A 22,642-nucleotide genomic window follows, 5' to 3' on the forward strand; every position below is an offset into this window, starting at 1 on the left:
CCTTTCTTAATGTCGTCCTGCTGGCATCTGCTGGGTAGTACAGTGCACGTTGCCGCCCTCGCGGATAATGGCCATGCCGTTCACCGTACGGATTCGCCGCTGCGGGTACAGCTCACCCAGTATCTTCACAGCCTGACGGTCGGTCTCTGCCGCCTCCCCGCCGAATACGGGCAAAATGATGCCCCCGTTCACAAAATAGAAGTTCAAATAACTTAAGGTCAGGCGTGTATCTTCATAAAATGCCTGAGGTGGCTGAGGAATTGGAATAATCTCCAGTTTTCTGCCCTGCGCATCCACAGCTTGGCTTAATATAGCCAGGTTCTCCTGCGTGATGGCATAGTTCTCATCATCGGGATCGTTGCAGACCTGCAAGAGAATCTTGCCCGGTGCAGCGAAGCAAGCCACATTATCGATATGTCCGTCCGTCTCGTCGCCACTGAGGCCACGCTTCAGCCAGATGATCTGATCAACATTGACGTAATTTTTCACCGCTGCTTCAATCTCTTCCCGGCTCAATTGCGGATTGCGGTTCAGGTTCAGCAAGCATTCTTCCGTAGTAAGCAATGTCCCCTCTCCATCCGTATGGATGGAGCCACCTTCCAGCACCAATGGAGCATCAAATTGCTTGACGTTTAAGGTATTGAGGATTTGCGGGGCCACGGCATCGTCAAGATCCCAAGGAGCGTATTTGCCGCCCCAGGCATTAAAGCCCCAGTTCACCCCGCCCAGTTCACCCTGCGGCCCAACCACAAAGGTCGGTCCGTTATCTCGCAGCCAGGCATCGTTATGCTCGATTGCCAGCAAGCTGATACGGTCATTCGCTCCAGTCTCCGCGCTGCCTGCCTGGGCAAATCGCCCTTGCACACGCTCCAGATCGGCGGAGTTCACCACCACCGTAATGGGTTCAAACTCGGCGATGGCCTCAATAAATTCGGCATAACCGGCACATACTTCTTCATAAAGCTCCGGGTATACCATCGAGTCCTGTACTGGCCAGGAAATAAAAGTACGTTCATGTGCGGCCCATTCGGCCGGCATCGTATAGTTTAGTTTTTTAGGATACATCGGTTCCTCCACGTACAAATTGTAATTGACAAACTTATCATGCTGGGAATACCCAATTTACCCTGCTATCATATAACAAAACATGCCTGTCTACAATGGAAGTCTTGCCCGCTGTCTACCTCTGGAATTCCGTAAAAATAGATGCCTGATTTTCGGCGACGATACCTTTATCCTAAAGCTATAATTCAGGAAAGTGATATAAAGGCAAGGAGGCCTATGCAGGATGATATCTGCTGAACGAAAACAACTCTATTATCAAGCCCTGCTCCAGAAAAAATCAGAATACGAGGGAGTATTCTACGTTGGGGTGAAGACCACCGGCGTCTTCTGCCGCCCAACCTGTCCCGCACGCAAGCCCAAATTCGAGAACTGTGAATTTTACGAGACGGCCAAGGAAGCCTTGCTGGCCTCCTTCCGTCCATGTCAGCGTTGCCGTCCTCTGTCCCATCCGGGCCATGTCTCGGATCTGGTCAGACAATTGGTGGAGGCGGTGGAGGCCAATCCGGAGAAGCGGTGGAAGGACGTCGACTTCCGGGAGCTGTCCGTCGACGCGTCGACGGCACGGCGCCAGTTCAAGAAGCGCTTCGGCATGACCTTTGTGGAATACGCCCGTGCCCGCCGCATGGGACTGGCTCTGAAGAATATTCGCTCCGGAAGTCCGGTCATCGATTCTCAGCTCTCTACCGGCTATGAATCGAGCAGCGGCTTTCGGGATGCGTTCTCACGGATTATGGGGGCTGCCCCAACCCGGCTTACCGGAGGCAAAATTCTTCATGCCGCCTGGATTGACACGCAGCTTGGCCCTATGATGGCCATCGCGGACGAAGTGGGTCTATATCTCCTGGAGTTCATCGACCGCCGCGGGTTAGAACGAGAAGTGGAGCGCTTGCGGAACCGCACCAAGGCAGCGATCATTCCCGGCGTGACAGAACCCATCCGCTCTATTGAGCGGGAATTGACCCTCTACTTCGAGGGCAGCCTCACCCAGTTCACGACCCCGCTATGCTTGCTGGGTTCCCCCTTTCAACAGCAGGTATGGGCGCAATTGCAGCAGATCCCGCCCGGCGAGACCCGTTCCTACGCCGACCTTGCGGTCGCCATTGGCAAACCGTCCGCCTATCGGGCTGTTGCTCAGGCCAACGGAGCCAACCAACTCGCGCTAATTATCCCCTGCCACCGTGTCATTAATTCCAATGGTGACCTCGGTGGATATGGCGGTGGCGTATCGCGTAAAGGCTGGCTATTGAATCATGAGAAGCGGACAGAGAACCTGATGAAGTAAGCATTTTCATCCAGCGCATAACAAGGAGGAACCTCCCTGCCGAAATATATAATATAATAGGTTGTTCAAAAAGTCGTCTTCCCAGGACGAAGCTATTCGAGGAGAGGGTTCGACATCGAATCTTGAATTCAGCCGGGCCTAGCATAGGCTTCCGTAGTATGTTTCCTTCAGAAACATTGTAGTTGCTCACGTACCCATATGCTTCCGAAGTCGTTTTCTCCGAAAACGTGTAGCTCCGCTACTCAGTCCCTGGCTTCATCCAACCTAAAGCGTTTTGAAAAAACGCACATCGGAAGCATAATCTTCGGTCCTAAAAACTCGACTTTTTGAACACGCACTATCACGCACTATAAGGACTTATGAACATCAAGGAGGTGAATCCGTGCGGCGATTCTGGCCTAAGACAAGCCAGTCTCGTCAAGCGCATGGAGAAACATGTGGAAATGGCTTAAATCATCCAAATCGTCCCCGGCCCCCGCGGCCGTAGAGAACCCCGATACGGAACAGAACAAGGTCATCAAGGATCAACCCAAGGTCATCATTATTACAGGTACAAGCGGCTCCGGAAGAAAGAGCATCGCCAGTCAATTAAGTGCCGAGCTTAATATCCCTTATGTAAGGCCCTATACAACGCGCCGGATTCGCCAAGGGGAAGTTAGCGGAGAACATTACCGCTTCATCTCCCCTGAAGAATTCCAGAGCATTGAAGGCGGAGCGGGATTCAGCCAATCTGTACGCCTGGAGAGAGGAAGCTATGGCATTCCCGAACGCGATTTAATGGAAGCGCTCACCTCGCATCAGGCAGCGATTGTCGTAATGAATCATGACGGGGTTCAGGTCTTCCGCAAGCGCTTTGGGTCGCAGGCTGTTCGAATATTCCTCTATGTCACCAAGGACGACATCCGGCTACGCGGTGAGCGGGAAGGTGCACCTCATGAAGTCACGGAGGAATATTTGCGCAATTACTCAGAACAAGTCGTTCACAAGAAAGATTCCGATTATTTATTGCAAAATATCGATCCCGCCAATACCCTGGTGAAGATCAAGCAATTTTTGCAGCCGATTCTTTGATTCTCTATAAATACGGGTAACCCCAATTTGGTCATCACGGGATTGGGGTTATTTCGTATGGGGAACCTCGCCAATTTGACATCTATTAAGTTTAGGAACTATACTAAATTTATGAATATTCAACGAACCAACTCTGAGCCAAAAAATAATAGAGGGAAAATGGGCATCGGACGACTCATCATGCAGCTTCGTCGGCTTGAGCGCCAGCCCTTATCCTTTGGGGCAGCAGGCTTGCTCACCCCTAGTGAAATCCACACGCTGGAAGCCGTTGGCCCCGAGGGCAGCGTGCTGATGAGCGAGCTGGCATCACGGCTGGGCGTCACCAAGGGCGCCGTTACCCAACTGGTTGCCCGCCTGGAGCCGAAGGGATTGGTGCATCGCTCGCAGCATCCTACCGATTCTCGCAGCACCCTGATCTCCCTGTCGGACAAGGGATGTGAGGCGGTTGCCGCCCACGAAGCGTTGCACCATGATTTTTATGAGCAGCTTCGCGCTCAATTCTCAGAAGAAGAAATTGAAATTTTCGAGAGAGGCATCGAGAAATTTGCGGATTTTCTTGATCAATAAGCGAGTTAGAGTTGCAATTAAGTGTTAACTCAATACCAAGATCAACGGGCGTTGATGCCGTTCTGATTTTCAGATTGAGTTATTTTTTTACGGATTTAGTTTAGTAACTATACTTTTATAGGACAATAACAATGGTTCCTAAGAAGTAAAGGAGGTTAACCATGAACACGTTACACAACTCTGCTGCCAATCCCTCGGCAGCTAACCGAAAGGGAATGTTGGTTGCCATCAGCATCGGGGCCTTTCTGTCTCATTATATCGCCACCGTTATTCATATGTCGCTGCCCTATCTGGCTGAGGCCCTTCATGCCGATTCAGCAACCGTCTCATGGGTGACCACCGGTTACCTTCTCGCTATCACCTCCTTGCTTCCGGTCATGGGTAAGCTGGGGGAACGTTGGGGATACCGCCGCATTCATAATTACGGCTTAGCTTTGTTTACTGTGGGATCTCTCTTAACCGCATCTGCCCCTAACATTTCAGCCTTGCTTGGATTTAGACTGTTACAGGCTGTAGGTGCTGCGATGTTTCAAGCGACCAATATCGCGCTGGTCACGATTCATTGGCCCCAGCAGCACAGAGGGAAGGCCCTTGGCTCCCTAAGCACCGCCGTTGCCCTAGGTGCCATGTGCGGGCCTGCCATTGGAGGCCTTATTGTAGAATGGCTGCACTGGCGGTGGCTGTTCCTGCTTCACGTACCCGTTGCTCTGCTTGGCACCTGGCTAGCCTTCCGCTATATCCCCCGGCAAGAGCCGGAACGGGGCAAGCCTGCTTCCGACCCTGTCGGGGCACTGTTGCTGATCATTTCAGCGGCCTCCGGGGTTTACGGGCTCTCCCTGGCCGGTGCGCAAGGGTGGCTGGCGACTGAAACGCTCGTGCCTTTATCCATCTCTTTGACGGCCTTGGTGCTACTGCTTGGATGGGAGCTCCGCCAGCCTAGCCCCTTTCTACCAGTGCATGTCCTTCGTATTCCTCAAGTGGGCATCGGGCTGATCATTAGCGTCGTTTCCTTCGCCTTGGCCAATCATGGGCTGGTCACCTTGCCCTTCTATCTATCGGGCATTGAGGATTTGACTCCTTCGCTCGCCGGAGTTGTGCTGGCCTTCTACCCACTTCTACTCGCGGTGACCGGGCCTCTCGCCGGACACTTGTCCGATGCCTGGGGCCCTAAGAGCCTGGTGCCGATGGGATTAGCCGCCATGGGCGGAGGGGCCGTCCTCTTCTTCTTGTACCTGGACAGTCTGCCGATCTGGGGCATATCCTCTGTGCTCGCGTTAATTGGCCTTGGTATGGGATTGCTAGCTTCCCCGAACAATAGCTTCATCATGCGACACACCCCCAGAGAGCATATTGGGGCGATCTCGGGAATGATCGCCTTGACGCGCAATTTGGGTATGGCTTTGGGGGCAGCCCTTGGGCTGGGAAGCATTGAGGTTCAACTCAGGCCCCTTATGGCCCGCTCTATTCAGGGGTCATTTGAAGCTAGCATTTATATGGCTTCCGCCGCCTTAATCCTGTGGGGGTTCCAGCTTTATCAGGGAAATCGTTGTCCGGACCGCTCAGGCGCTGCCAGAGAAGCTGAACACCCTATTCATAACAGAGAGGAGAAATCATTATGAAGGATCAAATCATCGTCATTGGGGGATACGGTCAGGTAGGGCAAGCTATTTCGAGGAGGCTGGGCGAGCTTTTTCCCGGGAAGGTGTATGCTGCCGGAAGAAATTTGCAACGCGCCCGAAAGTTCAGCCAGTCTACTGGAGGAAAGGTCCAGCCACTGCATTTGGATGTCCAGGCTCCGCCCAGTCCAGGTCTGTTAGAGCAAGCACGGCTCGTCGTCATGTGCCTGGATCAGACCGATACCAGGTTTGTGCAATTCTGCTTGGAGAAAGGAACGCATTACATTGACGTATCTGCGGACTATTCCTTCTTGGCCCAAATAGAAAAACACAACCCGATTGCCTTATCCGGCGGTGCGACGGCGGTGCTTAGCGTGGGACTGGCTCCCGGACTGACCCATCTTCTGGCCCATCATGCCCATTACTTGCTGGATAACACGGATTCCATAGACATTTCTATTATGTTAGGTCTAGGCGATCAGCATGGGCAAGCCGCGATCGAATGGACCATCGATAATATGAACGCCAACTATACCGTTGTGGAGCAAGGAGAACCGACGGAGGTAAGCAGCTTCACAGATGGCCAAAAAATCAGCTTTGGCAGAGGAGCAAAGGGTCGTATGGCCTATCGCTTCAACTTCTCCGATCAACATGTACTCCCCATCACCTTGGGCGTGCCTACTGTTGCCACTCGCTTGTGCTTTGATTCCGCAGGCGTCACCCGCCTGCTTGCCGGGATGAAGGCGACCGGAATGCTCCGCTCGTTGAACTGGAGCCCCGTGCGCAGGGCTGCCATAGGGCTACTTGGCAAACCATACATGGGAACAGCCCGGTTTGCCGTGAAAGTAGATGCCCGAGGAACTTATCAAGGGCAGTCTGCCTTGGCCGAATGTTACCTCCAGGGAGAGCATGAAGCGCTGATTACGGCCAGGATGGCCACTATTCTTAGTGAAGCCTTATACCGCTCCGAGTTGCCTCATGGGGTTCACCATATTGAGCAGCTATTTGAGCTTGAGCCCGTCCTGACGGCTCTGGGGAAGGAAGTCAAGGTTGAAATCGGGCGGTCTTGAATTGGAGCAGAGCGCGGCAGGAGAGCAAAACTAGCCCATTTCTGCTTAGTCCGGGTCCGTGAGATCCGTGAAGACTTGCAGCGTCTCCCCCAAGGCTTGCAGCAGGCTGCCGATGGAGTTCAATTGATCGCTCTCCGACTGTCCCTGCTGTAAAATCAAGTCAGCTTGGGCCGCATTGGATATCGCCTGCAACGTATTGCCGACGATAACCAGCCGGTCCCCTTCCTCTCGCACGCTTCTGCGGTTCGACAAGGACTTGGACTGGCCAATGGCCGCAAGGTTCGTGCCGATGGCCTGGAGCCAGGCGTAGGCCACCAGTTGCTTGTCAATGCTGGACGGGCCACTCCAACCTGACGATGACCTGCGGGAAGACCGGCGCGAGCGTCCTCCCGCTGCGACCTTGGCCTTGATGGGCCGTCTGGCCGATTTCGATCTGGCAGACTTTCGCGAAGGCACGGCTGGCATCATAATCCCCTTCCTTCCAAGTTCACTTGCGTCAAGCGCAGGTGTTCTTCTCTATTATACGAAGGAATGTCAGCTCCCGAGTTAGGCCCGATCCTTATTTTCGGATAACCTGCGAGGGGCCTGTCAAGCCTCTTCCTCGCCAGCCGCTTCCCAGCGGGCTATTTCCTCACGGACACGCGGAGCTACCTCGGTCCCGAGCAGTTCAATAGCGCGCATCACATCCTCATGCGGCATCGTGCCAAGCGGGCAATGCAGCATGAACCGGGTGATGCCTACCCGCTTGCGCAAATCAATGATCTTGTTCGCTACGGTCTCCGGATCGCCTACATACAGTGCTCCTTCCGGACTACGCGCCGCGTCATAGCTGGCCCGATCATAACGGCCCCATCCCCGCTCACGTCCAATGACATTCATGACGGCTTGGGTAGACGGGAAGAATTTCTCAACGGCTACCTCATTGCGTTCAGCCACGAATCCATGGGAATGCGAAGCAACCGTAAGCTTGGAGACATCATGCCCGGCCTGTGCCGCTGCCCGCTTGTACATCTTCACGAGCGGCGCAAATTGCACCGGACGCCCGCCGATGATGGCCAGTACCAACGGTAAACCAAGCAGGCCTGCGCGGATAACCGATTCGGTATTCCCGCCGCTACCGATCCATACGGGAAGTGGCTGCTGGACTGGACGCGGATAGATACCCAGATTACGAATGGACGGACGATGCTTGCCCTCCCAGGTTACTTTTTCTGAAGCACATAATTTCAGTAATAAATCCAGCTTCTCGTCGAACAGTTCATCATAGTCATTCAAGTCGTAGCCAAACAACGGGAAAGACTCAATGAAGGAGCCCCGGCCAGCCATAATCTCCGCCCGCCCGTTCGATATGCCATCTAGAGTAGCAAAGTCCTGAAAGACGCGCACGGGATCATCCGAGGACAATACGGTCACCGCGCTGGTCAAGCGAATCCGCGAGGTTTGGTGCGCAGCAGCAGCCAACAGCACCGCTGGAGAAGAAGCAGCATAGTCCTGACGATGATGCTCCCCGACACCAAACACGTCCAGGCCGACCTTATCAGCCAGCACAATCTCCTCCACCACCTCCCGCAGCCGCTGGGCATGACTAATGATTTCGCCTGTCACCACATCGGGAGTCGTCTCCACAAAGGTACTGATACCAATTTCCATGTTACATTCCTCCATTTTATGTTTATCAATTCAGTGAAGCCCATTCCACGGCCCTATACGAAGACAATATTTTCCGGTAAACTAGGTCAATATACAGACGTTCGGAAATTTCTACTATAATGCGAAAAGAATGTGATGACTTGAAACACTTCCTCGCCAAGCATAAAACAAGACTTCGATTAAGGCAAAAGAGCCACGCCCTTCTGGAGAAACATTTGTCGGGCGAATCGATGGATTATCGGCAAATCATCGCCTTGTTCATCCCGATCCTGATTGATCAGGCTTTTATTATCGGCCTCAATCTGGTCAATACGGCCATGATCAGTTCCTCGGGTGTGGCTGCTGTTAGTGCGGTCAATATTGTGGACTCGCTTAATATTTTCCTGATCAATGTATTCGTCGCGGTAGCCACCGGCGGTACGGTATTAGTCGCGCAGTATAAAGGAAGTCGCAATGACCGCAATGTATCACGGGCCTCGGCGGCCACTGTGACCTCCGTCTCTCTGCTGTCCGTGGCTATCGCCCTGCTGCTGATCGCCTTCCATCAGCCGATGCTAAATTTACTGTTCGGGGCCGCCTCGCCAGAGGTCCTGGAAAGCGCCCGCGTCTATCTGATCGGCAGTAGCATTTCCTATACGGGGCTGGCTACGGTCCAGGCGGTGTGCGCCTCACTGAGAGGAATCGGTAAGACCCGGGCCTCTCTGTTCCTGTCGCTAATTATGAATCTGCTGTATGTGCTGTTGAATGTTCTATTTATTACCCTGCTCGATATGGGGGTATTCGGCATGACGTTAGCCGTGAATATTGCCAGATATGTAGGGGCCGGGTGTGCCCTGTACTATCTGTTCCGGGTAGAGACCTCGTTGCATTTGCAGTGGCGAGACCTGTTCCAGTTCCCTATCGAGATGCTGCGCAAAATGCTATTCATCGGCATTCCCTTTGCTGCGGAGCAGATGTTCTTCAATGGCGGCAAGCTGCTGACCCAGGTCTTCATCGTCAGTCTCGGCACCTACGCCATCGCCACCAATGCGATTGCCGGGGCGCTGGCCGGGGTGTTCCAAATTCCGGCCTCGGCTCTATCGCTCACCATCGTCACGGTGGTGGGACAATGCATTGGAGGTGGCAACATCCGGGATGCCCGCAAGTTCATCAAGTCCTTCCTGTGGTTGGGCTCGATCTTCCTGGCTGCACTCAGTCTCATTCTGATGCCGTTCTTCTATCCGCTGGTGCATCTCTTTGAACCGCCGACGGAAATCATTGGCGATATCTTCCTCGTACTGATGGTGAGCTTGATTGCCCAGCTCCCACTCTGGCCGATCAGCTTCATCTTGCCATCGGCCTTGCGGGCAGCCGGGGATTCACGCTTCACCTCCATCTCCTCCATGCTGACCATGTGGTTATTCCGCGTCATATTCGGCTACGTTCTCGGAATTAGCTTCGGGCTCGGTATCCTCGGCGTCTGGCTGGCGATGTGCTGCGAATGGGGTGTACGCGGGTTCATCTTCCTTTGGCGGTTCCGCGGCGAGAAATGGTATGCGCATAAGCTGATCTAAGCACAACCTCTATAAGAGGATAAATATTATCAAAAAAAAACCCCCCGCCTCTATCTAAAGAGGCGGGGGGTTTAAGCTTCTATCTGATCAACGCCCGATCTTAACGCAAAGTTTTCAAAGCGCCGCCCCAAGCATTCACTTGATCCAGCATTTCGTTCAAGTTCGTCAGGTGCAATTCAGCAGGTTTGAACGTGCTGAAGTTCTCGAAATCGGTGAACAGCGACAACGCTACGTGTACACGTACGTCCGCTACCAGCAATTCGCCCAGGATGCCGCGCAGATGCTCAGCCGCACGAGCTCCGCCTACGGAACCATAGCTGACAATCCCAGCGGATTTATTGTTCCATGCTTCACGAGCATAGTCGAGAGCATTCTTCAACGCAGCAGAGATGCTGTGATTATATTCTTGCACGACGAATACAAAGCCATCCAGACTGTTCAGCTTAGCATTCCAGGCAGCAGCTTGCTCGGAAGCATCGGCTTCGCCAAGTAATGGCAGCTTGTAATCAGCGATATCAATAATCTCGTAGTTGGCGTCGCCGCGGGCATCTGCATGCTGCTTCACCCATTCCCCTACTTGTGGGCTAACGCGGCCTTCGCGTGTACTTCCCAAAATGATTCCGATATTCAACTTCGACATGACTTTTTCCTCCTCGATATTGGTAGACCTACTAAATAACTTACCCAAAAATCCCAACCGTCACACCACCAGCATATTTCTTTAACTTCTCCAATAACTTTAATATGAATTATTTGAATGTGAGATTATCATACCTTGGTTGGTTTCATTTGTCAAGTAACTTACTAAAAGTTTGTTAAAGTATTTTAGAGGGTCCATTTCTTGTGGAAAAATTCGCCCTGGCTTAGAATAGGGATAAATTCGAAGCAGGAAGAGGCGAAATCATGGAGGGCAAAATATTCATGGTTGAGGATGATCCCTCCATCAGCACGATGGTGCAGGATTACTTGACCAAAGAGGGTTATGACATTACCCTCGTCAGTGACGGCGAACAGGCACTTCAGCAATTCGTACCGGGTAGCTACGATTTAGTGCTGCTTGATCTTATGCTGCCTAAACGAAGTGGGTTGGAGGTCTTGGAGCATATTCGCCGGCTTAGCCGCGTCCCCATCCTGATTCTGTCCGCCAAGGATAATGAGGTCGATAAAGCGCTGGGCCTGCGAATCGGCGCAGATGACTACATCGCCAAGCCCTTCTCATTAATGGAATTGGCCGCACGCGTGCAGGCATCCATCCGCCGGGCGACATTGTATTCAAGTCAAGAGCAAGTGGAGCAGGACGCTTCACCGCAATTACTGTCCCTGGGCGATTTGACGGTTGACCCTGATAATTTTACGGTAATCAAGCGTGATCAGGAAATTTCACTTACTCCCAAGGAGTTTCAAATTTTGAAGCTGTTCCTTCAGCATCCAACCCGGGTGTACACCAAGGCCATGCTGTATCAGCAGGTCTGGAACGAGGAATACTACAATGACGACAACGTTATTAATGTACATATGAGAAGGCTACGCGAAAAAATCGAAGACGATCCCTCCCATCCCCGGTATATCCGGACTTTATGGGGCATCGGCTATCGGCTGGGGGAAGGATAAATGACAGGGTACTCTTGGCTGCCATGGCTGCTGTTGATTCCTCTCATCTTATTTGCATTGCTGTATTGGCACGAGCGCAGGATGGCCCAAACACTGCGCAGAGAGTTATCTTATGTCCATAAGAAGCTCCTGCCCTTCACCAATCCGCGAGAGCCGCTGACTCAGGAACGCATCCTTACGGTAACCGCTCTGCCCGAATTGCGGGAACTGCTGCAGACTATTAATGCCCTGCTGGACCGGGCAGGCCAGTCGGCGGCAGATTATGCCGGTACAGAGCGAGCGATGCGAATGATGTTGTCCAACGTCTCGCACGATCTGAAGACTCCACTGACGGTGATCATGGGTTATGCCGAGATGTTGTCTCAGCAGCCCGAGCTGCCTGAAGAGGAACAGCAACGTATGCTAGGTGAAATACATAGAAAGACGGTGCAGGTTCATCAACTCATCAATACCTTCTTCGACCTGGCCCGGTTGGAATCTGGTGATCTGGACATTCCTCTATCCGTCATAGATGCAGGAGAGGTCAGCCGCCAGCGCATATTGGCCTACTTCGATCTCCTGTCTGAGCAAGGCTTCCAGGTGGATATCCAGTTGCCAGAGCATCCGGTATGGGTATACGCCAATGCTGAGGCGCTCTCCCGCATTCTGGACAACCTGCTATCCAACGCCATGCGTTATGGAGCCGAAGGCCATTATCTCGGCCTGCTGCTTGAAGAGGATAAGAAAGAAATACACATTCAGGTCATCGACCGGGGACGTGGTATTTCATCCAAGGAGCAAGCCCGGGTATTTGAGCGGATGTATACGATGGAAGATTCCCGTAATCGCAATATGCAAGGCAGCGGACTAGGCCTAACCATCGCCAAGCGGCTGACCGAACGGTTAAACGGTAGGCTTGGACTGGAGAGCACGCCAGGCGTTCGCACCTGCTTCACGATCACCTTGATCCGGTCGGAACGAGCAACGTAAGAAATAAGTAAGAAGTCCGAAATAGAAAAGAGAGTTTCCCCCGTTACGATAGGTATAGATCAAGCAAAGGGAGTGAAACCATGAAGGAATTAGTCAGAACCAGACAGCTTACAAAAAGCTACGGACCTGCAGAAGTGGTGTCCGGGGTTAATATGAATTTACGTCGTGGCGAAATTTACGGATTTCTCGGACCCAACGGAGCCGGGAAATCGACGGTGATGAAAATGCTGCTCGGTCTGGTGAAGCCCACCGGCGGCGAGATTGAAATTTTTGGTGAGAAGTTGTTGCCTGGGTCTACGGAACATCTAAAGCGCATCGGGCATTTAATTGAAACGCCGGTCTTCTATGAGAAGCTGACCGCAGAGCAAAATCTAGAGCTGCACACGGAGTACATGGGGTATTACAAGGAAGGCGCTATCCGGGATGCTCTGGAAATGGTACAACTGGCAGCCACCTATGATAAGCCAGTCAAGCAGTTCTCGCTCGGCATGAAGCAGCGACTCGGAATTGCCCGGGCCATTGTCACGCGGCCAGAGCTGCTATTGCTGGATGAGCCGATTAATGGACTTGACCCGGAAGGCATTCAAGCAATGCGCCAGCTCTTTGTCCGAATTCGCGATGAATGGGGCACCGCAATCCTGATCTCCAGCCATTTGCTCTCGGAAGTAGAACAAGTAGCCGATACCATTGGCGTCATTGATGGAGGTCGCTTGCTGCGGGAGGTATCCATGGAAACGGTCCACGCTTCCACCACAGAATATGTAGAGATCGTGACCTCCAACGTTAGCCTGGCTGCTTTTGTCCTGGTGGATACATTGGAGATCGAGAATATCAAGCAAATGGGCGATAACACCATTCGCATCTACGATACCAAGCTGTCGCCAGAGGTGTTGGCCAAGGGGCTAATCGCCAGTGACGTGCCAATCCAATCCATCAACCGCAGGCATCACAGCCTGGAGGAATATTTCTTCGATATGATCAAAGGAGGTAATGAGCATGTTGCAACTCATTAAGCTGGAGCTCAAGAAAGGGCGGTTTGATAGCTACCTCTGGGGATCCCTGATTACCTATCTTATCATTGCCGGATTGGTGGGAACCATGTATTATGTCGGAGGTTCAGGCTTGGAAGAGCTCGCCTTCACGACGATGCCCGAAATGTTAGCGCTCATTGATCTGGTGGTTCGAGCTACCTTCATCATCTATGCTTCCGTATTATTGTCCAAGCTGGTCATTAATGAGTTTAAGGATAAAACAATTGCCCTGATGTTCTCTTATCCCATCAGCCGCAAGAAGCTGATCTTCGCCAAGCTGGCGATGGTCTTCGGCTGGACTTTCGCTAATGTGGTTATTGCTAATCTGTTAATCGACGCACTGTTTGTCGGAATCAACTCAGTGGTCCAATATATCCCCGGCCCGCTTACTACGGAAATGCTGCTTAGCCATGGCCTTACCGTGCTAATGCAAGCCTTCGGCGCTGCGGGGATGAGCCTGCTGCCGTTGGTCATCGGGTTACCTAAGAAATCCGTTCCTATGACCATCGTCTCGTCCATTGTTATCGTCGTAGTGGTGTGCTCCAACAACTTTGGCTTCACCCTCAGTTCCATCATTGCCATTCCGTTATCGCTGGCGGCGCTGGGCATCTTCATTACCTACCTCAGCTTCCGCAATATCGACCGGGTCGACGTTGGGTAAGAACAATATGTCTTCAAATATAGAGAAACGGCCGCATCAGGGTGACTCCCTGACACGACCGTTTTTTTGCATTAATTCAATGTATCTAACCTTCCAGCGGCAGCTTCACCAGCACCCGGTATTTCCGGCCTTGCTGCACATCTCGCAGTACGCCATCCTCTACCAGTTGGTCAGCCACGTAAACCTCCGCCGACATAATACCGGCTTCCCGCTTCATTTCAATATCCAGCGTAGCTCCGCGGAAGCTGCGAGTCACCTTGGCCTCTGGCCAAGTACTTGGCAATTGCGGACGAATGCGAATCCCGTCCTTGGTGCCCTGTACGCCAAACAATCCGTCGATCAGACAACGATACACCCAAGGCACCGTTCCTGTATTGAACAGGTGACTGGAGCGTCCCGCTGTACGTGGAAATTGACGATAGGCTCCCCGGTAATAGTTGGGGATGAAGATAGGAAGCTGGCCACGTTGAACGATATCATCCACGTCTGGCCCAGGCAACATCTTGCGCAGCAGCCGGAACGCATCTTCCTGCTCGCCTACCGTATACAACGCGTAGATGTAGAAGGCAGCGGCATGATTATAGACAGCCCCGTTCTCGGCTGAGCCCGGATGCTTCTGAGTTACCCGCCCCACGTCCTCACGCATCGCGGTATAGGAAGGAGCCAGCTTCTCCACGCCATACGGCGTCTCCAGTTGCTCCTTGACCGCCTGCATCAGCTTCTCCTTCTTGTCGCTATCTGCAGCGCCGCTAAGCAGCGACCAGCCCTGCGGATTGATGAAGATCCGCCCTTCCTTGTCCGTGTGAATTCCGAATACGACGTTATCATCCGTAATCCCCCGGGCATACCACTCTCCATCCCACAAATGGCGGTTAACGGCATCGTTGGTCTCTTGCGCAGCAGTGCGGTAGGCTTCCGCCTGCTCAGCTTGGCCGTTTTGTTCACAAATATCGGCCCAGACCTGGAAGGCATAGGCGGTAGCAATCGTTAGCCAGCCGGAGACGCCTTTGCCTTTGTACCCGACCATATTCATCGGGTCACACCAATCCCCTTGATTGATATAGTTCAATCCCCGCTCGTCACGGTCATGAATCAGCCAGCGCATCGCCCGGTCCACATGCTCATACACCGGGGTAATCTCTCCGCTGCCAGCATAAGGAACCCGTTCCTCCAGAATCGAATAGTCCCCCGTCTCGTCAAGATATGTGGCCAGGCAAATCGGCAACCAGACACAATGGTCGGTATGAGGCACCTGGTTAATATATTTCAGTTCCGCATCCGGGTGCAGCACAATCCCGTCCGGCATGGCACCACTAACCTCCTGCTGACTCATCGCCGTCAGGAAGGACGCCCGTGCCACCTTCGGTTTGATATAGCTCATGCCCATATGGTCCTGTAAGTAGTTACGAGTCTGCGGATCGGTCGTTAACCGGTTGGTCTGACCATGATAATAAATTTGCCGGGGCAGCCAGTGGTTAACGAAGTTATCCAGATCTGCATCCGGTGTGCTAATCGTCAGACATCCCTTACCCTCGCGAATATACTGGTCATATTCTTGCAGAGCGGCAGTAAAGCCATCCTCACCAATCTCAGAGCCACGCAGGAAATAAGTCTCGCGGATCTGGGCGATTTGCTGCTCGTCCTGCGCAGGTCCGAACAGGAAGCGGTACTCCTTCTCTTCTCCCGGGACCAATTCTACACGATATTGCATGACGGCCACCGGTGTTTCGTAACGGGCATCGCCTCCCGCCAATTCCTCCCCGGCAAGGGCGGACGGCATCGTAATGCCCCCCTCCCCTTCGAATGCTTCCTGGCTTACCTCCCAGGAGGTTGGCGATTGCTCAGCAATCAGGAAGGTTTTATCACGGAAGTTCTTGATTTTATCGTAGTCCTGATATTTCTGGTACGGGGTCACAGCGGAGCACACGATAGCTTGAAGCTCCTGAAGATATTCGCCCGCCTGATTCATCCAGGACATATAGCCCACAGTAAAATACGGATACACACTGAGCTTCTTCTTCACGGAAGAGGTATTCTTGATCTTGACGCGCCAGAGCTCCAGCGGATCTTGCTTGGGCAAGCTAAGCGTCATCTCCACCTGCACGCCCTGATGTTCCACGGTCCAGACGATACTGCTCTTTCCTGCTGCGAAGCTGTAGCTGTCTGTGCCCACGCGTACTGGCTCATAGGGCGCCGAGAATACGCTTTCGGTTTCCTCGTCCTTTACAAAGACGAAGCGACCCGGATGATGAGCATAATATGGCTGCTCGGGCTGCATAAATGTTTTAGCTTCCAGATTGGGTGCATAGGAATACTTTGCCGGCTCCGGCTGCATGAACTGGGCTACGGCATAGCCGCGGCAATTCATATGAATCATCATAGTTTCGTTCCACAGAAATCCCGAAGCCTTAGGCAATATTGTAGGGCTCAGCAGCTCATAAAATTCCTGATCCTCCGTTGCTCTGAACATCGTTAACCCTCTTTTCGTTAATATTGTGTACTTGTCGACAAGTCTATTATACATCGGAATCACAGTTGTAGTGAATATTATAATTTTTAAGGCCGATACTCGCTTAGCTTACCTTCATACACCAGCTTCAAGCGCTCGCACTGACGGAAGTCATCCGGCGTCACCAGAGCGGGCAGCTTGTTCCAAAGCTTGATCCCTGAACGCTCCAGCACCTCGGCGACAAACTGGGAGCAGAAGTAGGAATTGCTGAACTCGACCGGCTCCTTCAAGGCGATGCCAATCACCCCAAGGATGTTGTATAAATATTTCTCCCGCTTGCGAATGAAGAGATCGAGCACCCGCTCCATCTTCTCCACCTCACGGCTCGTTACTCTTAGCTCATACATTACGCAGGTCGTATTGGGGTATTTGCTAAAGGTCCCGGTCTGGATATCCTCCTTCACAAACCCGCCGTTAAGCGGATTATTCGGATTCTTCCGCCCAAAGCTGTATAGCTCCGATAGCTCCCGGTTAAAGGAGATGGAAGCATGATTATAGGGGGCTCTGGTGTAGCCCTTAATCATTTTCGTGAATAACGTACCTGTATTCGTTAGCAAAATAAACACCGAGCGTTCCTCTAACATCGATGAAATCCCCTTATCAAGTATGGACTATTCCTCCATAATAACATATGATTCCTTTGGTGGAATCTACCTCTCGAAGGAAGCAGGCGACAGAAACAATGAACAATTTGCACTGGACGTTGATCGTTATCTTTTGGTCCTTGGCGGCCATTCATTCTATATATTTCGTACTCAAGCGGCGGAACCGCGCAAAAGATTACTCGGTTTGGAGCCAACGGCTATGGACCTGGTGGGGCATGTGGCTGATTTTATGTCTGGCGACGTTGTTCAACCCGATCGTGTCGCTGCTGGGCATCATGCTGCTCTCCTTCTTCGCACTGAAGGAATACTTCTCCATGATTCGTTCACGCAAAGCCGAGCGTCGCTTGTATCTCTGGGCATACCTGTCCATTCCCGCACAGTTCTACTGGATATATATTGAGTGGTACGGCATGTTCATCATCTTTATTCCCGTATACGTGTTCCTGTTCCTCCCCCTCCCCCGCATCGTCAACAAAGGTACGGCAGGATTTCTGCGCAGCGTAAGCCGTGTGCAATGGGGCCTGATGCTGATGGTCTTCGGTCTTAGCCACCTGGCCTATTTCCCCTTCGCCACCCCACAATACGGCGCAGGACTGGTATTGCTGCTCGTCGTACTGACTCAACTTAACGATATTGTGCACTACCTGGCCTCCTACTATATCGGCAAACATAAAATCGCCCCGACAGCCAATCCCTACCTGACCTGGGAAGGCTTCATTGTGGCCATGCTGTCTACGACGGGAGCCGCCTATTTGCTGGCGCCATTCTTTACCCCGCTCGATGCCTCTTTTGGCTTGTTCGCAGGCAGCCTGATCGGCCTGGGCGGCTTCATCGGCAGCCTCACGGTCTCCGTACTCAAGCGTGATCTGCGGATTGGTCAAGAGGATCAAGTTAATCACCCAAGGAAGATCTATTTGAACCTGGTCGACAGCTTGACGTATACATCTCCCGTGTTCTTCCATGTGACAAGGTATTTCTTTGACTTCATGTAGCTATCAAGGTAAGACAAGAAACGGCCGTGCCAGGTGGACTCCCGGACACGACCGTTTTTTGTTGTTCGCTCATTTCATATTAGCTTATTGCTTGCTGCGCCATTCCTGGAACTGCTTATCATATTCGGCAACCACGGCATCAAGGCCTGCTGCTTTCATATTCTGCAACGCATTAGGGAAGCCTGCGTCATAATCGACCACGCCATACATCAGCGGATAGATACTGGTCTTGAGTTCCGCCATACTGTTGGCATACTCGCTCGCTACATTCGTCGGATCAAAGTTAAACCCGATCGTTACACTGTTGATGGCATCCTCTGCAATTGTAGTACGACGTTCCAGACGTCCATCTTCAATATTGCTTTGGTAACGGTTGAATTCGACATGCCCCAGCAACCAGTTCGCCAATTCATAGACGGGAGCGCCATTGTCCGTTGTAGCCAGGATGTCTTTCTTCTGGTCTCCGGTGTTCTTCCAATGCACACCCTCGATACCACTTTGCACCAAATCGAAATTCGCTTTGTCACTGAATACCCAGTTCAAGAACTGAATGCCCGCTTCCGGATGAGGAGTCGTAGCCGATACGCCGTTGGAATTACGCAGCGCATTCGCTCTGAATTTGATTGTGTCGTTCATATAGAACGCATCGTTGCGTGCGCCTGGGAACTCTGCGCGCACCGCATCGTTAAGGCCAACATCGCCCGGACGGAACAGATAACGCCCAGCCAGTTCCTCTTGGTTGATTACTTCGGCCGGAGCCGTCAGAACGTCCTTCATAATCAAGCCACGTTTATAAGCTTCATTCATAAACTGAATGTCTTTCTTAAATTCTTCGGTCTCCAGCCAAGACTTGACCTGGCCCTCCTGATCGACATAAATCAACGTATCGACCACGGTGAATGGATAAGTCTCATAGGTAGTATGCAAGTGGTTAGCTGGCTCCGTTAACACTTTGATGTATACATTTTTGTTGTCCTGTGGCCAGTTCTTCTGGAACACCTCGGCAACATTCAGCAGTTCTTCTGTAGTTTTAGGTGGTTGCAGACCATGTTGCTCCAGCATGTCCACCCGGAACGTAATCATGCCTTCGTTCATCGCTACGTCGATCCAGAAATTGGGAACGGTTACAATTTTCCCATCCGTCTTAACTGATTCCCACGCCCAGTCCGGCAGCTTCTCCTTCAGCACAGGACCGTATTCATCCAGTAGATCGTTAATTGGAATAATACCGCCATTACCGGCCAGCACGTTAGGTCCTTTGGTATCATGCATGATAGCAATCAATTCGAACTCTTCGCCGGTCGACATCATCAGGTTGGTCTTCTGATCCCAGGCATCCCAAGCTATATAGGTGGGTTCATATACCAGATTGAGACCATCTGCCTCCATCTTCTCGTTAATTGCCTTCACAACCTCATCCAAGCCTTCAGGTTCATTGCCAGGAAGCAAGTAGCGTACCGGTAATTTCCCAGCAGCCGCCCCTCCTTCTTCTCCCCCGCCGTTTCCTTGCGTGTTCTTATTACCTCCCGAACAACCCGCTAACAGCAATGCGAATATCAGGACTGGTCCAAGCCATCGTTTCCAGTGCTTCATTGTGGAGCATCCCCTTCCGTTTATGTGGTTTGAGTGTTGCTAGTGCCTAATATAATGGAGGGGAACGCGGTCGTATACTTCAATAATAGGGATTACTTCTTTTTGCAAACGACAGATTGATTTTGAATTGGGGATTGCCCAATTTTGAATACTGACAAGCTACGTTATTGAGCTGTTCCTTCCCGCACATTACCTTGCAAGCGAAATTGCGCCGGCGACATCTTGTAATGCTTCTTGAACAAGGTATAGAAATACGTAGTATTGTAAATACCCACCTGCTCGCTGACAAGTTGCACAGGCATATCGCTAGCCATTAACAGTTCCTTCGCTTTGGTCAACCTGACCCCGTTCATATAGTCGTTGAAGGAAATATGACAGTGCGCTTTAAACAGCTTGCCCACATAACTCCGCGAGAGACTTACTTCGCTGGCCACCAGCTCCAGGGAAAGGTCCGGACGCATATAATGCTTCTCCACAAACCTCTTGATGTCGGATACGATCTTCTTGTATCTGGCATCGCTCGCTTCTTCCATCTCATCGCACAGCCGGTGAGCCAATTCCTTCAGAGCATCGCCAATTTCCTCCAGCGTCTCGTAGACATCGATGTGGTGAATGAACTGCGAGAAGGATGCGGATACACTGCAATCACGTAACGTCTTCGCATGAAATTGCCGATACAAGCTTCCTACCAATTGGTTCATGTAAAATAAAGCTTCATGATACTCGCAATCCCGGATTCCATGCAGCCACTGTTCAATCTCCCGGTTCAGACGGAAACGTTGTTGCAATTTAATCGCATCGATGATACTTGTCTCATATTTATGAGGGTATTCCTTGCTCTCCGCAGGCCCTTCTTCCTGACCGCAAAAATGAATTTGCCCCGCCCCTTGCAAGAAGCGCTGCTGGACACAAGTGCAGGCTTTCTCGAAGGATACACATAGCTCATCATACTCGTAGGCTGAGGGGCCAATGCCAATCGTAACCGATACGCCTAACTTCTCATAAATTTGACTTTGCAATTCAATAAAGGCACTCCCCGGCTGCGTCGGATACGGTCCCTCCGAAGCCTTCAATACACCGGTAATTATTCCTTCGCCAGCAATGGCGAGCCGGGCTTCGTGTTCACCCAGTACCTCCTCGGCCATTTTGTAGATTGAAGCATAAGCGAAGGACCTGGTCTCAGCGTCCCCATGATTACGGAAGTGGCTAAGCTTGTCCACCAGAATGACCATAACTGAATACCGCTTGGCCGGAAAATGCTGCTTGAACCGCTCATATTGCAGCGAATTGCCGCCTTTGAGCATTTGCACCAATTCAGCCTGCTGCCCTCTACTGGCCGCCGACTCCATGGCAGACAGGCGTTCCTTCAGTTGGGAGTAACTATCATCCAGCAATGCAAATTCATTAAGCCGCATATTGCCGATTTTCGTTTTACCTGCCGGCAACATCTTTTCGAGCAGATGGCGCAGAGGATTATAAGCATGATTGGTGAGCCATAGGGACACGCCAAGGCTAAGGGCGAAGATAAGCACAGCCAGACCCAAGGCCGACCATTTCAACAAGTTCATATTAAATAGCAAATTTTTATAATCGCTAACGCTGACAAACATCCAGTCCATATCCGGTGATTTGACGTAAGTGACCAGCTTGCGTTTGCCGTCCATGAAATAACCACTGGGCTGGTCCGTCTCCAGAATATGCTGAATATTGGGGTCCCCGGACATGTCGGTCAGGAAGCGATCCGACTCCGAATGCGTCAAGACTTGGCCTTTCGCATTGACGACAAACAATTCATCCGCAGCATCATTCTTGTAGCCGCCGATCAACGACTGAATGTACTCCGAATCAATATTAATCAGGAGCGCCCCTCGCGCCGGCATCAAGGAATAATAGCTGGGCAACAGGACGAAGGTGAGCACCTGCCGTTCCTGGGAGGAGCCTGGCACATTTACCGTTCTGGGGAACAGGTTAAAATAAGAGCCGTTTTTTTGGACTATCTGCTGCAACAGGGGTTGTTCCTGCTCATGCGAAATCCCCGTCGTATTCATATAGGTGTCGGTCAAGCCGTTATAGAGGCCGATGGACTGAATATATGGATAGGTTGATTGCATTCGCTGCAACGCGAACGATGCATGATATCTCTTGATCTGATCCGCATCGTTATCAAACAAAGCCGAGACGACTTGCCTATCTGCCAGTAACAAGTTACCGATATTATACACTTCATCTTTAATGACGCTGGATACCGCGCTATTCTGCTTCAGCATGGACTCGGATATATGGCCAACCTCTCGTGCCGTACTCCAGGAAAACAGGGCGAACAATACTACGGTCACCAGGGCGATAATTCCGGCCGTCAACAGCACGAAGCTTAGAAACATGTTGCGGTAAACAGAATAGCGTATCAGCCTTTGTCTAATCATCTGCCTTTCCCCCTTTGATACATCCCTTCTAAAACGTGACACAAGCTGTAAGAAAGCGCTTTAATTATTTCTTATTCCTATTTTAAGTCCTTCTCGGAATAGTTCAATAGCCCGTAGGGCCTTCACTAATGATGTGAACTATAAAGCTTGGGCAGGCAAAACCTTGACGGGACAAGGCTTTTCGCCAAGTAGCACGGGCTTCTTCACTTCGGAGTATTGCTCAAACTTGAAGTTCAGGCCCAATTTTGAAGTTCTATTTAACCCGTTCAAACCCGGTATCATCCACTATTCAAAGTTTACCGACGCCCCCGGCCCTCTTACACTAAAATCAGACCAAGCAACAACAACCGAGGGAAAGGACGTGACTGAATCGT

19 protein-coding genes are annotated in these 22,642 nt (G+C 51.7%); 11 read left to right on the forward strand and 8 right to left on the reverse strand.

The genetic code is table 11. The features are described 5' to 3' along the window. Positions 1-6: 6 nt before the first annotated feature. Entirely contained in the window at positions 7-1,065 is a 1,059-nt protein-coding gene (locus BN3279_RS08515; protein WP_059050190.1) for an agmatine deiminase family protein, read from the reverse strand. A gap of 223 nt (positions 1,066-1,288) precedes the next feature. Here BN3279_RS08515 and BN3279_RS08520 point away from each other — a divergent pair, with 223 nt between their 5' ends. From BN3279_RS08520 to BN3279_RS08540, 5 genes are all read left to right on the forward strand, one after another. Then, the gene (locus BN3279_RS08520) at positions 1,289-2,347 is read left to right on the forward strand and encodes a bifunctional transcriptional activator/DNA repair enzyme AdaA (protein ID WP_059050191.1); all 1,059 of its coding nucleotides are present in this window, start codon (positions 1,289-1,291) and stop codon (positions 2,345-2,347) included. Positions 2,348-2,782: 435 nt separating this feature from the next. After that, positions 2,783-3,418 (forward strand): guanylate kinase, encoded by a 636-nt coding sequence (locus BN3279_RS08525; RefSeq protein WP_059050192.1) that lies wholly within the window; start codon positions 2,783-2,785, stop codon positions 3,416-3,418. Between the two features lie 111 nt (positions 3,419-3,529). After that, positions 3,530-3,985 carry a MarR family winged helix-turn-helix transcriptional regulator gene (locus BN3279_RS08530; RefSeq protein ID WP_232436787.1) on the forward strand — a complete coding sequence of 152 codons (456 nt, stop codon included), beginning with the start codon at positions 3,530-3,532 and terminating at the stop codon, positions 3,983-3,985. A 161-nt stretch (positions 3,986-4,146) separates the two neighbouring features. Next, positions 4,147-5,604 (forward strand): MFS transporter, encoded by a 1,458-nt coding sequence (locus BN3279_RS08535; RefSeq protein ID WP_059050194.1) that lies wholly within the window; start codon positions 4,147-4,149, stop codon positions 5,602-5,604. Beyond that, the gene (locus BN3279_RS08540; RefSeq protein WP_082672987.1) at positions 5,601-6,671 is read left to right on the forward strand and encodes a saccharopine dehydrogenase family protein; all 1,071 of its coding nucleotides are present in this window, start codon (positions 5,601-5,603) and stop codon (positions 6,669-6,671) included. Before BN3279_RS08535 ends, BN3279_RS08540 begins: the two co-directional genes overlap by 4 nt. Positions 6,672-6,716: 45 nt before the next feature. Here the strand turns inward: BN3279_RS08540 and BN3279_RS08545 are convergent, their stop codons facing one another. After that, entirely contained in the window at positions 6,717-7,139 is a 423-nt protein-coding gene (locus tag BN3279_RS08545) for a DUF6944 family repetitive protein (RefSeq protein ID WP_059050196.1), read from the reverse strand. A gap of 120 nt (positions 7,140-7,259) precedes the next feature. Further along, the gene (locus BN3279_RS08550; RefSeq protein ID WP_059050197.1) at positions 7,260-8,321 is read right to left on the reverse strand and encodes an LLM class flavin-dependent oxidoreductase; all 1,062 of its coding nucleotides are present in this window, start codon (positions 8,319-8,321) and stop codon (positions 7,260-7,262) included. Between the two features lie 119 nt (positions 8,322-8,440). Here BN3279_RS08550 and BN3279_RS08555 point away from each other — a divergent pair, with 119 nt between their 5' ends. Further along, positions 8,441-9,874: an MATE family efflux transporter gene (locus tag BN3279_RS08555; protein WP_059050198.1), complete on the forward strand. Its 1,434-nt coding sequence runs from the start codon at positions 8,441-8,443 to the stop codon at positions 9,872-9,874. Between the two features lie 100 nt (positions 9,875-9,974). Here BN3279_RS08555 and BN3279_RS08560 read toward each other — a convergent pair whose 3' ends face one another. Beyond that, on the reverse strand, positions 9,975-10,514 hold the full coding sequence (locus BN3279_RS08560; RefSeq protein WP_059050199.1) for an NADPH-dependent FMN reductase: 540 nt from the start codon (positions 10,512-10,514) through the stop codon (positions 9,975-9,977). 263 nt (positions 10,515-10,777) lie between these two features. On the opposite strand from BN3279_RS08560, the gene BN3279_RS08565 reads away from it, so the two are divergent. The 4 genes from BN3279_RS08565 to BN3279_RS08580 all read left to right on the forward strand — a co-directional run bounded on the left by BN3279_RS08565 (position 10,778) and on the right by BN3279_RS08580 (position 14,146). Further along, positions 10,778-11,485, forward strand: coding sequence for a response regulator transcription factor (locus BN3279_RS08565; RefSeq protein ID WP_059050200.1), 708 nt, complete (start codon positions 10,778-10,780; stop codon positions 11,483-11,485). Next, positions 11,486-12,454 (forward strand): sensor histidine kinase, encoded by a 969-nt coding sequence (locus tag BN3279_RS08570; protein ID WP_059050201.1) that lies wholly within the window; start codon positions 11,486-11,488, stop codon positions 12,452-12,454. Positions 12,455-12,534: 80 nt separating this feature from the next. After that, positions 12,535-13,467, forward strand: a complete 933-nt coding sequence (locus tag BN3279_RS08575; RefSeq protein ID WP_059050202.1) for an ABC transporter ATP-binding protein — start codon at positions 12,535-12,537, stop codon at positions 13,465-13,467. Further along, positions 13,451-14,146, forward strand: a complete 696-nt coding sequence (locus BN3279_RS08580) for an ABC transporter permease (RefSeq protein WP_059050203.1) — start codon at positions 13,451-13,453, stop codon at positions 14,144-14,146. Before BN3279_RS08575 ends, BN3279_RS08580 begins: the two co-directional genes overlap by 17 nt. An 85-nt stretch (positions 14,147-14,231) precedes the next feature. Here the strand turns inward: BN3279_RS08580 and BN3279_RS08585 are convergent, their stop codons facing one another. Further along, a complete protein-coding gene (locus BN3279_RS08585; RefSeq protein WP_059050204.1) occupies positions 14,232-16,616 on the reverse strand; it encodes a GH36-type glycosyl hydrolase domain-containing protein in 2,385 nt (794 codons plus the stop codon). Between the two features lie 86 nt (positions 16,617-16,702). Continuing rightward, entirely contained in the window at positions 16,703-17,239 is a 537-nt protein-coding gene (locus tag BN3279_RS08590) for a hypothetical protein (RefSeq protein WP_059050205.1), read from the reverse strand. 98 nt (positions 17,240-17,337) lie between these two features. On the opposite strand from BN3279_RS08590, the gene BN3279_RS08595 reads away from it, so the two are divergent. After that, positions 17,338-18,252 (forward strand): phosphatidate cytidylyltransferase, encoded by a 915-nt coding sequence (locus BN3279_RS08595; RefSeq protein ID WP_059050206.1) that lies wholly within the window; start codon positions 17,338-17,340, stop codon positions 18,250-18,252. Between the two features lie 84 nt (positions 18,253-18,336). On the opposite strand, the gene BN3279_RS08600 is transcribed toward BN3279_RS08595, so the two are convergent. Both BN3279_RS08600 and BN3279_RS08605 read right to left on the reverse strand, forming a co-directional pair. After that, positions 18,337-19,845 (reverse strand): extracellular solute-binding protein, encoded by a 1,509-nt coding sequence (locus tag BN3279_RS08600; protein WP_059050207.1) that lies wholly within the window; start codon positions 19,843-19,845, stop codon positions 18,337-18,339. A gap of 164 nt (positions 19,846-20,009) precedes the next feature. Further along, complete coding sequence (locus BN3279_RS08605) at positions 20,010-22,268, reverse strand: AraC family transcriptional regulator (protein ID WP_059050208.1); 2,259 nt, start codon at positions 22,266-22,268, stop codon at positions 20,010-20,012. Positions 22,269-22,642: the final 374 nt, after the last annotated feature.

The sequence above is a fragment of the Paenibacillus senegalimassiliensis genome, assembly GCF_001486585.1.
Taxonomy (GTDB): Bacteria; Bacillota; Bacilli; order Paenibacillales; family Paenibacillaceae; genus Fontibacillus; species Fontibacillus senegalimassiliensis.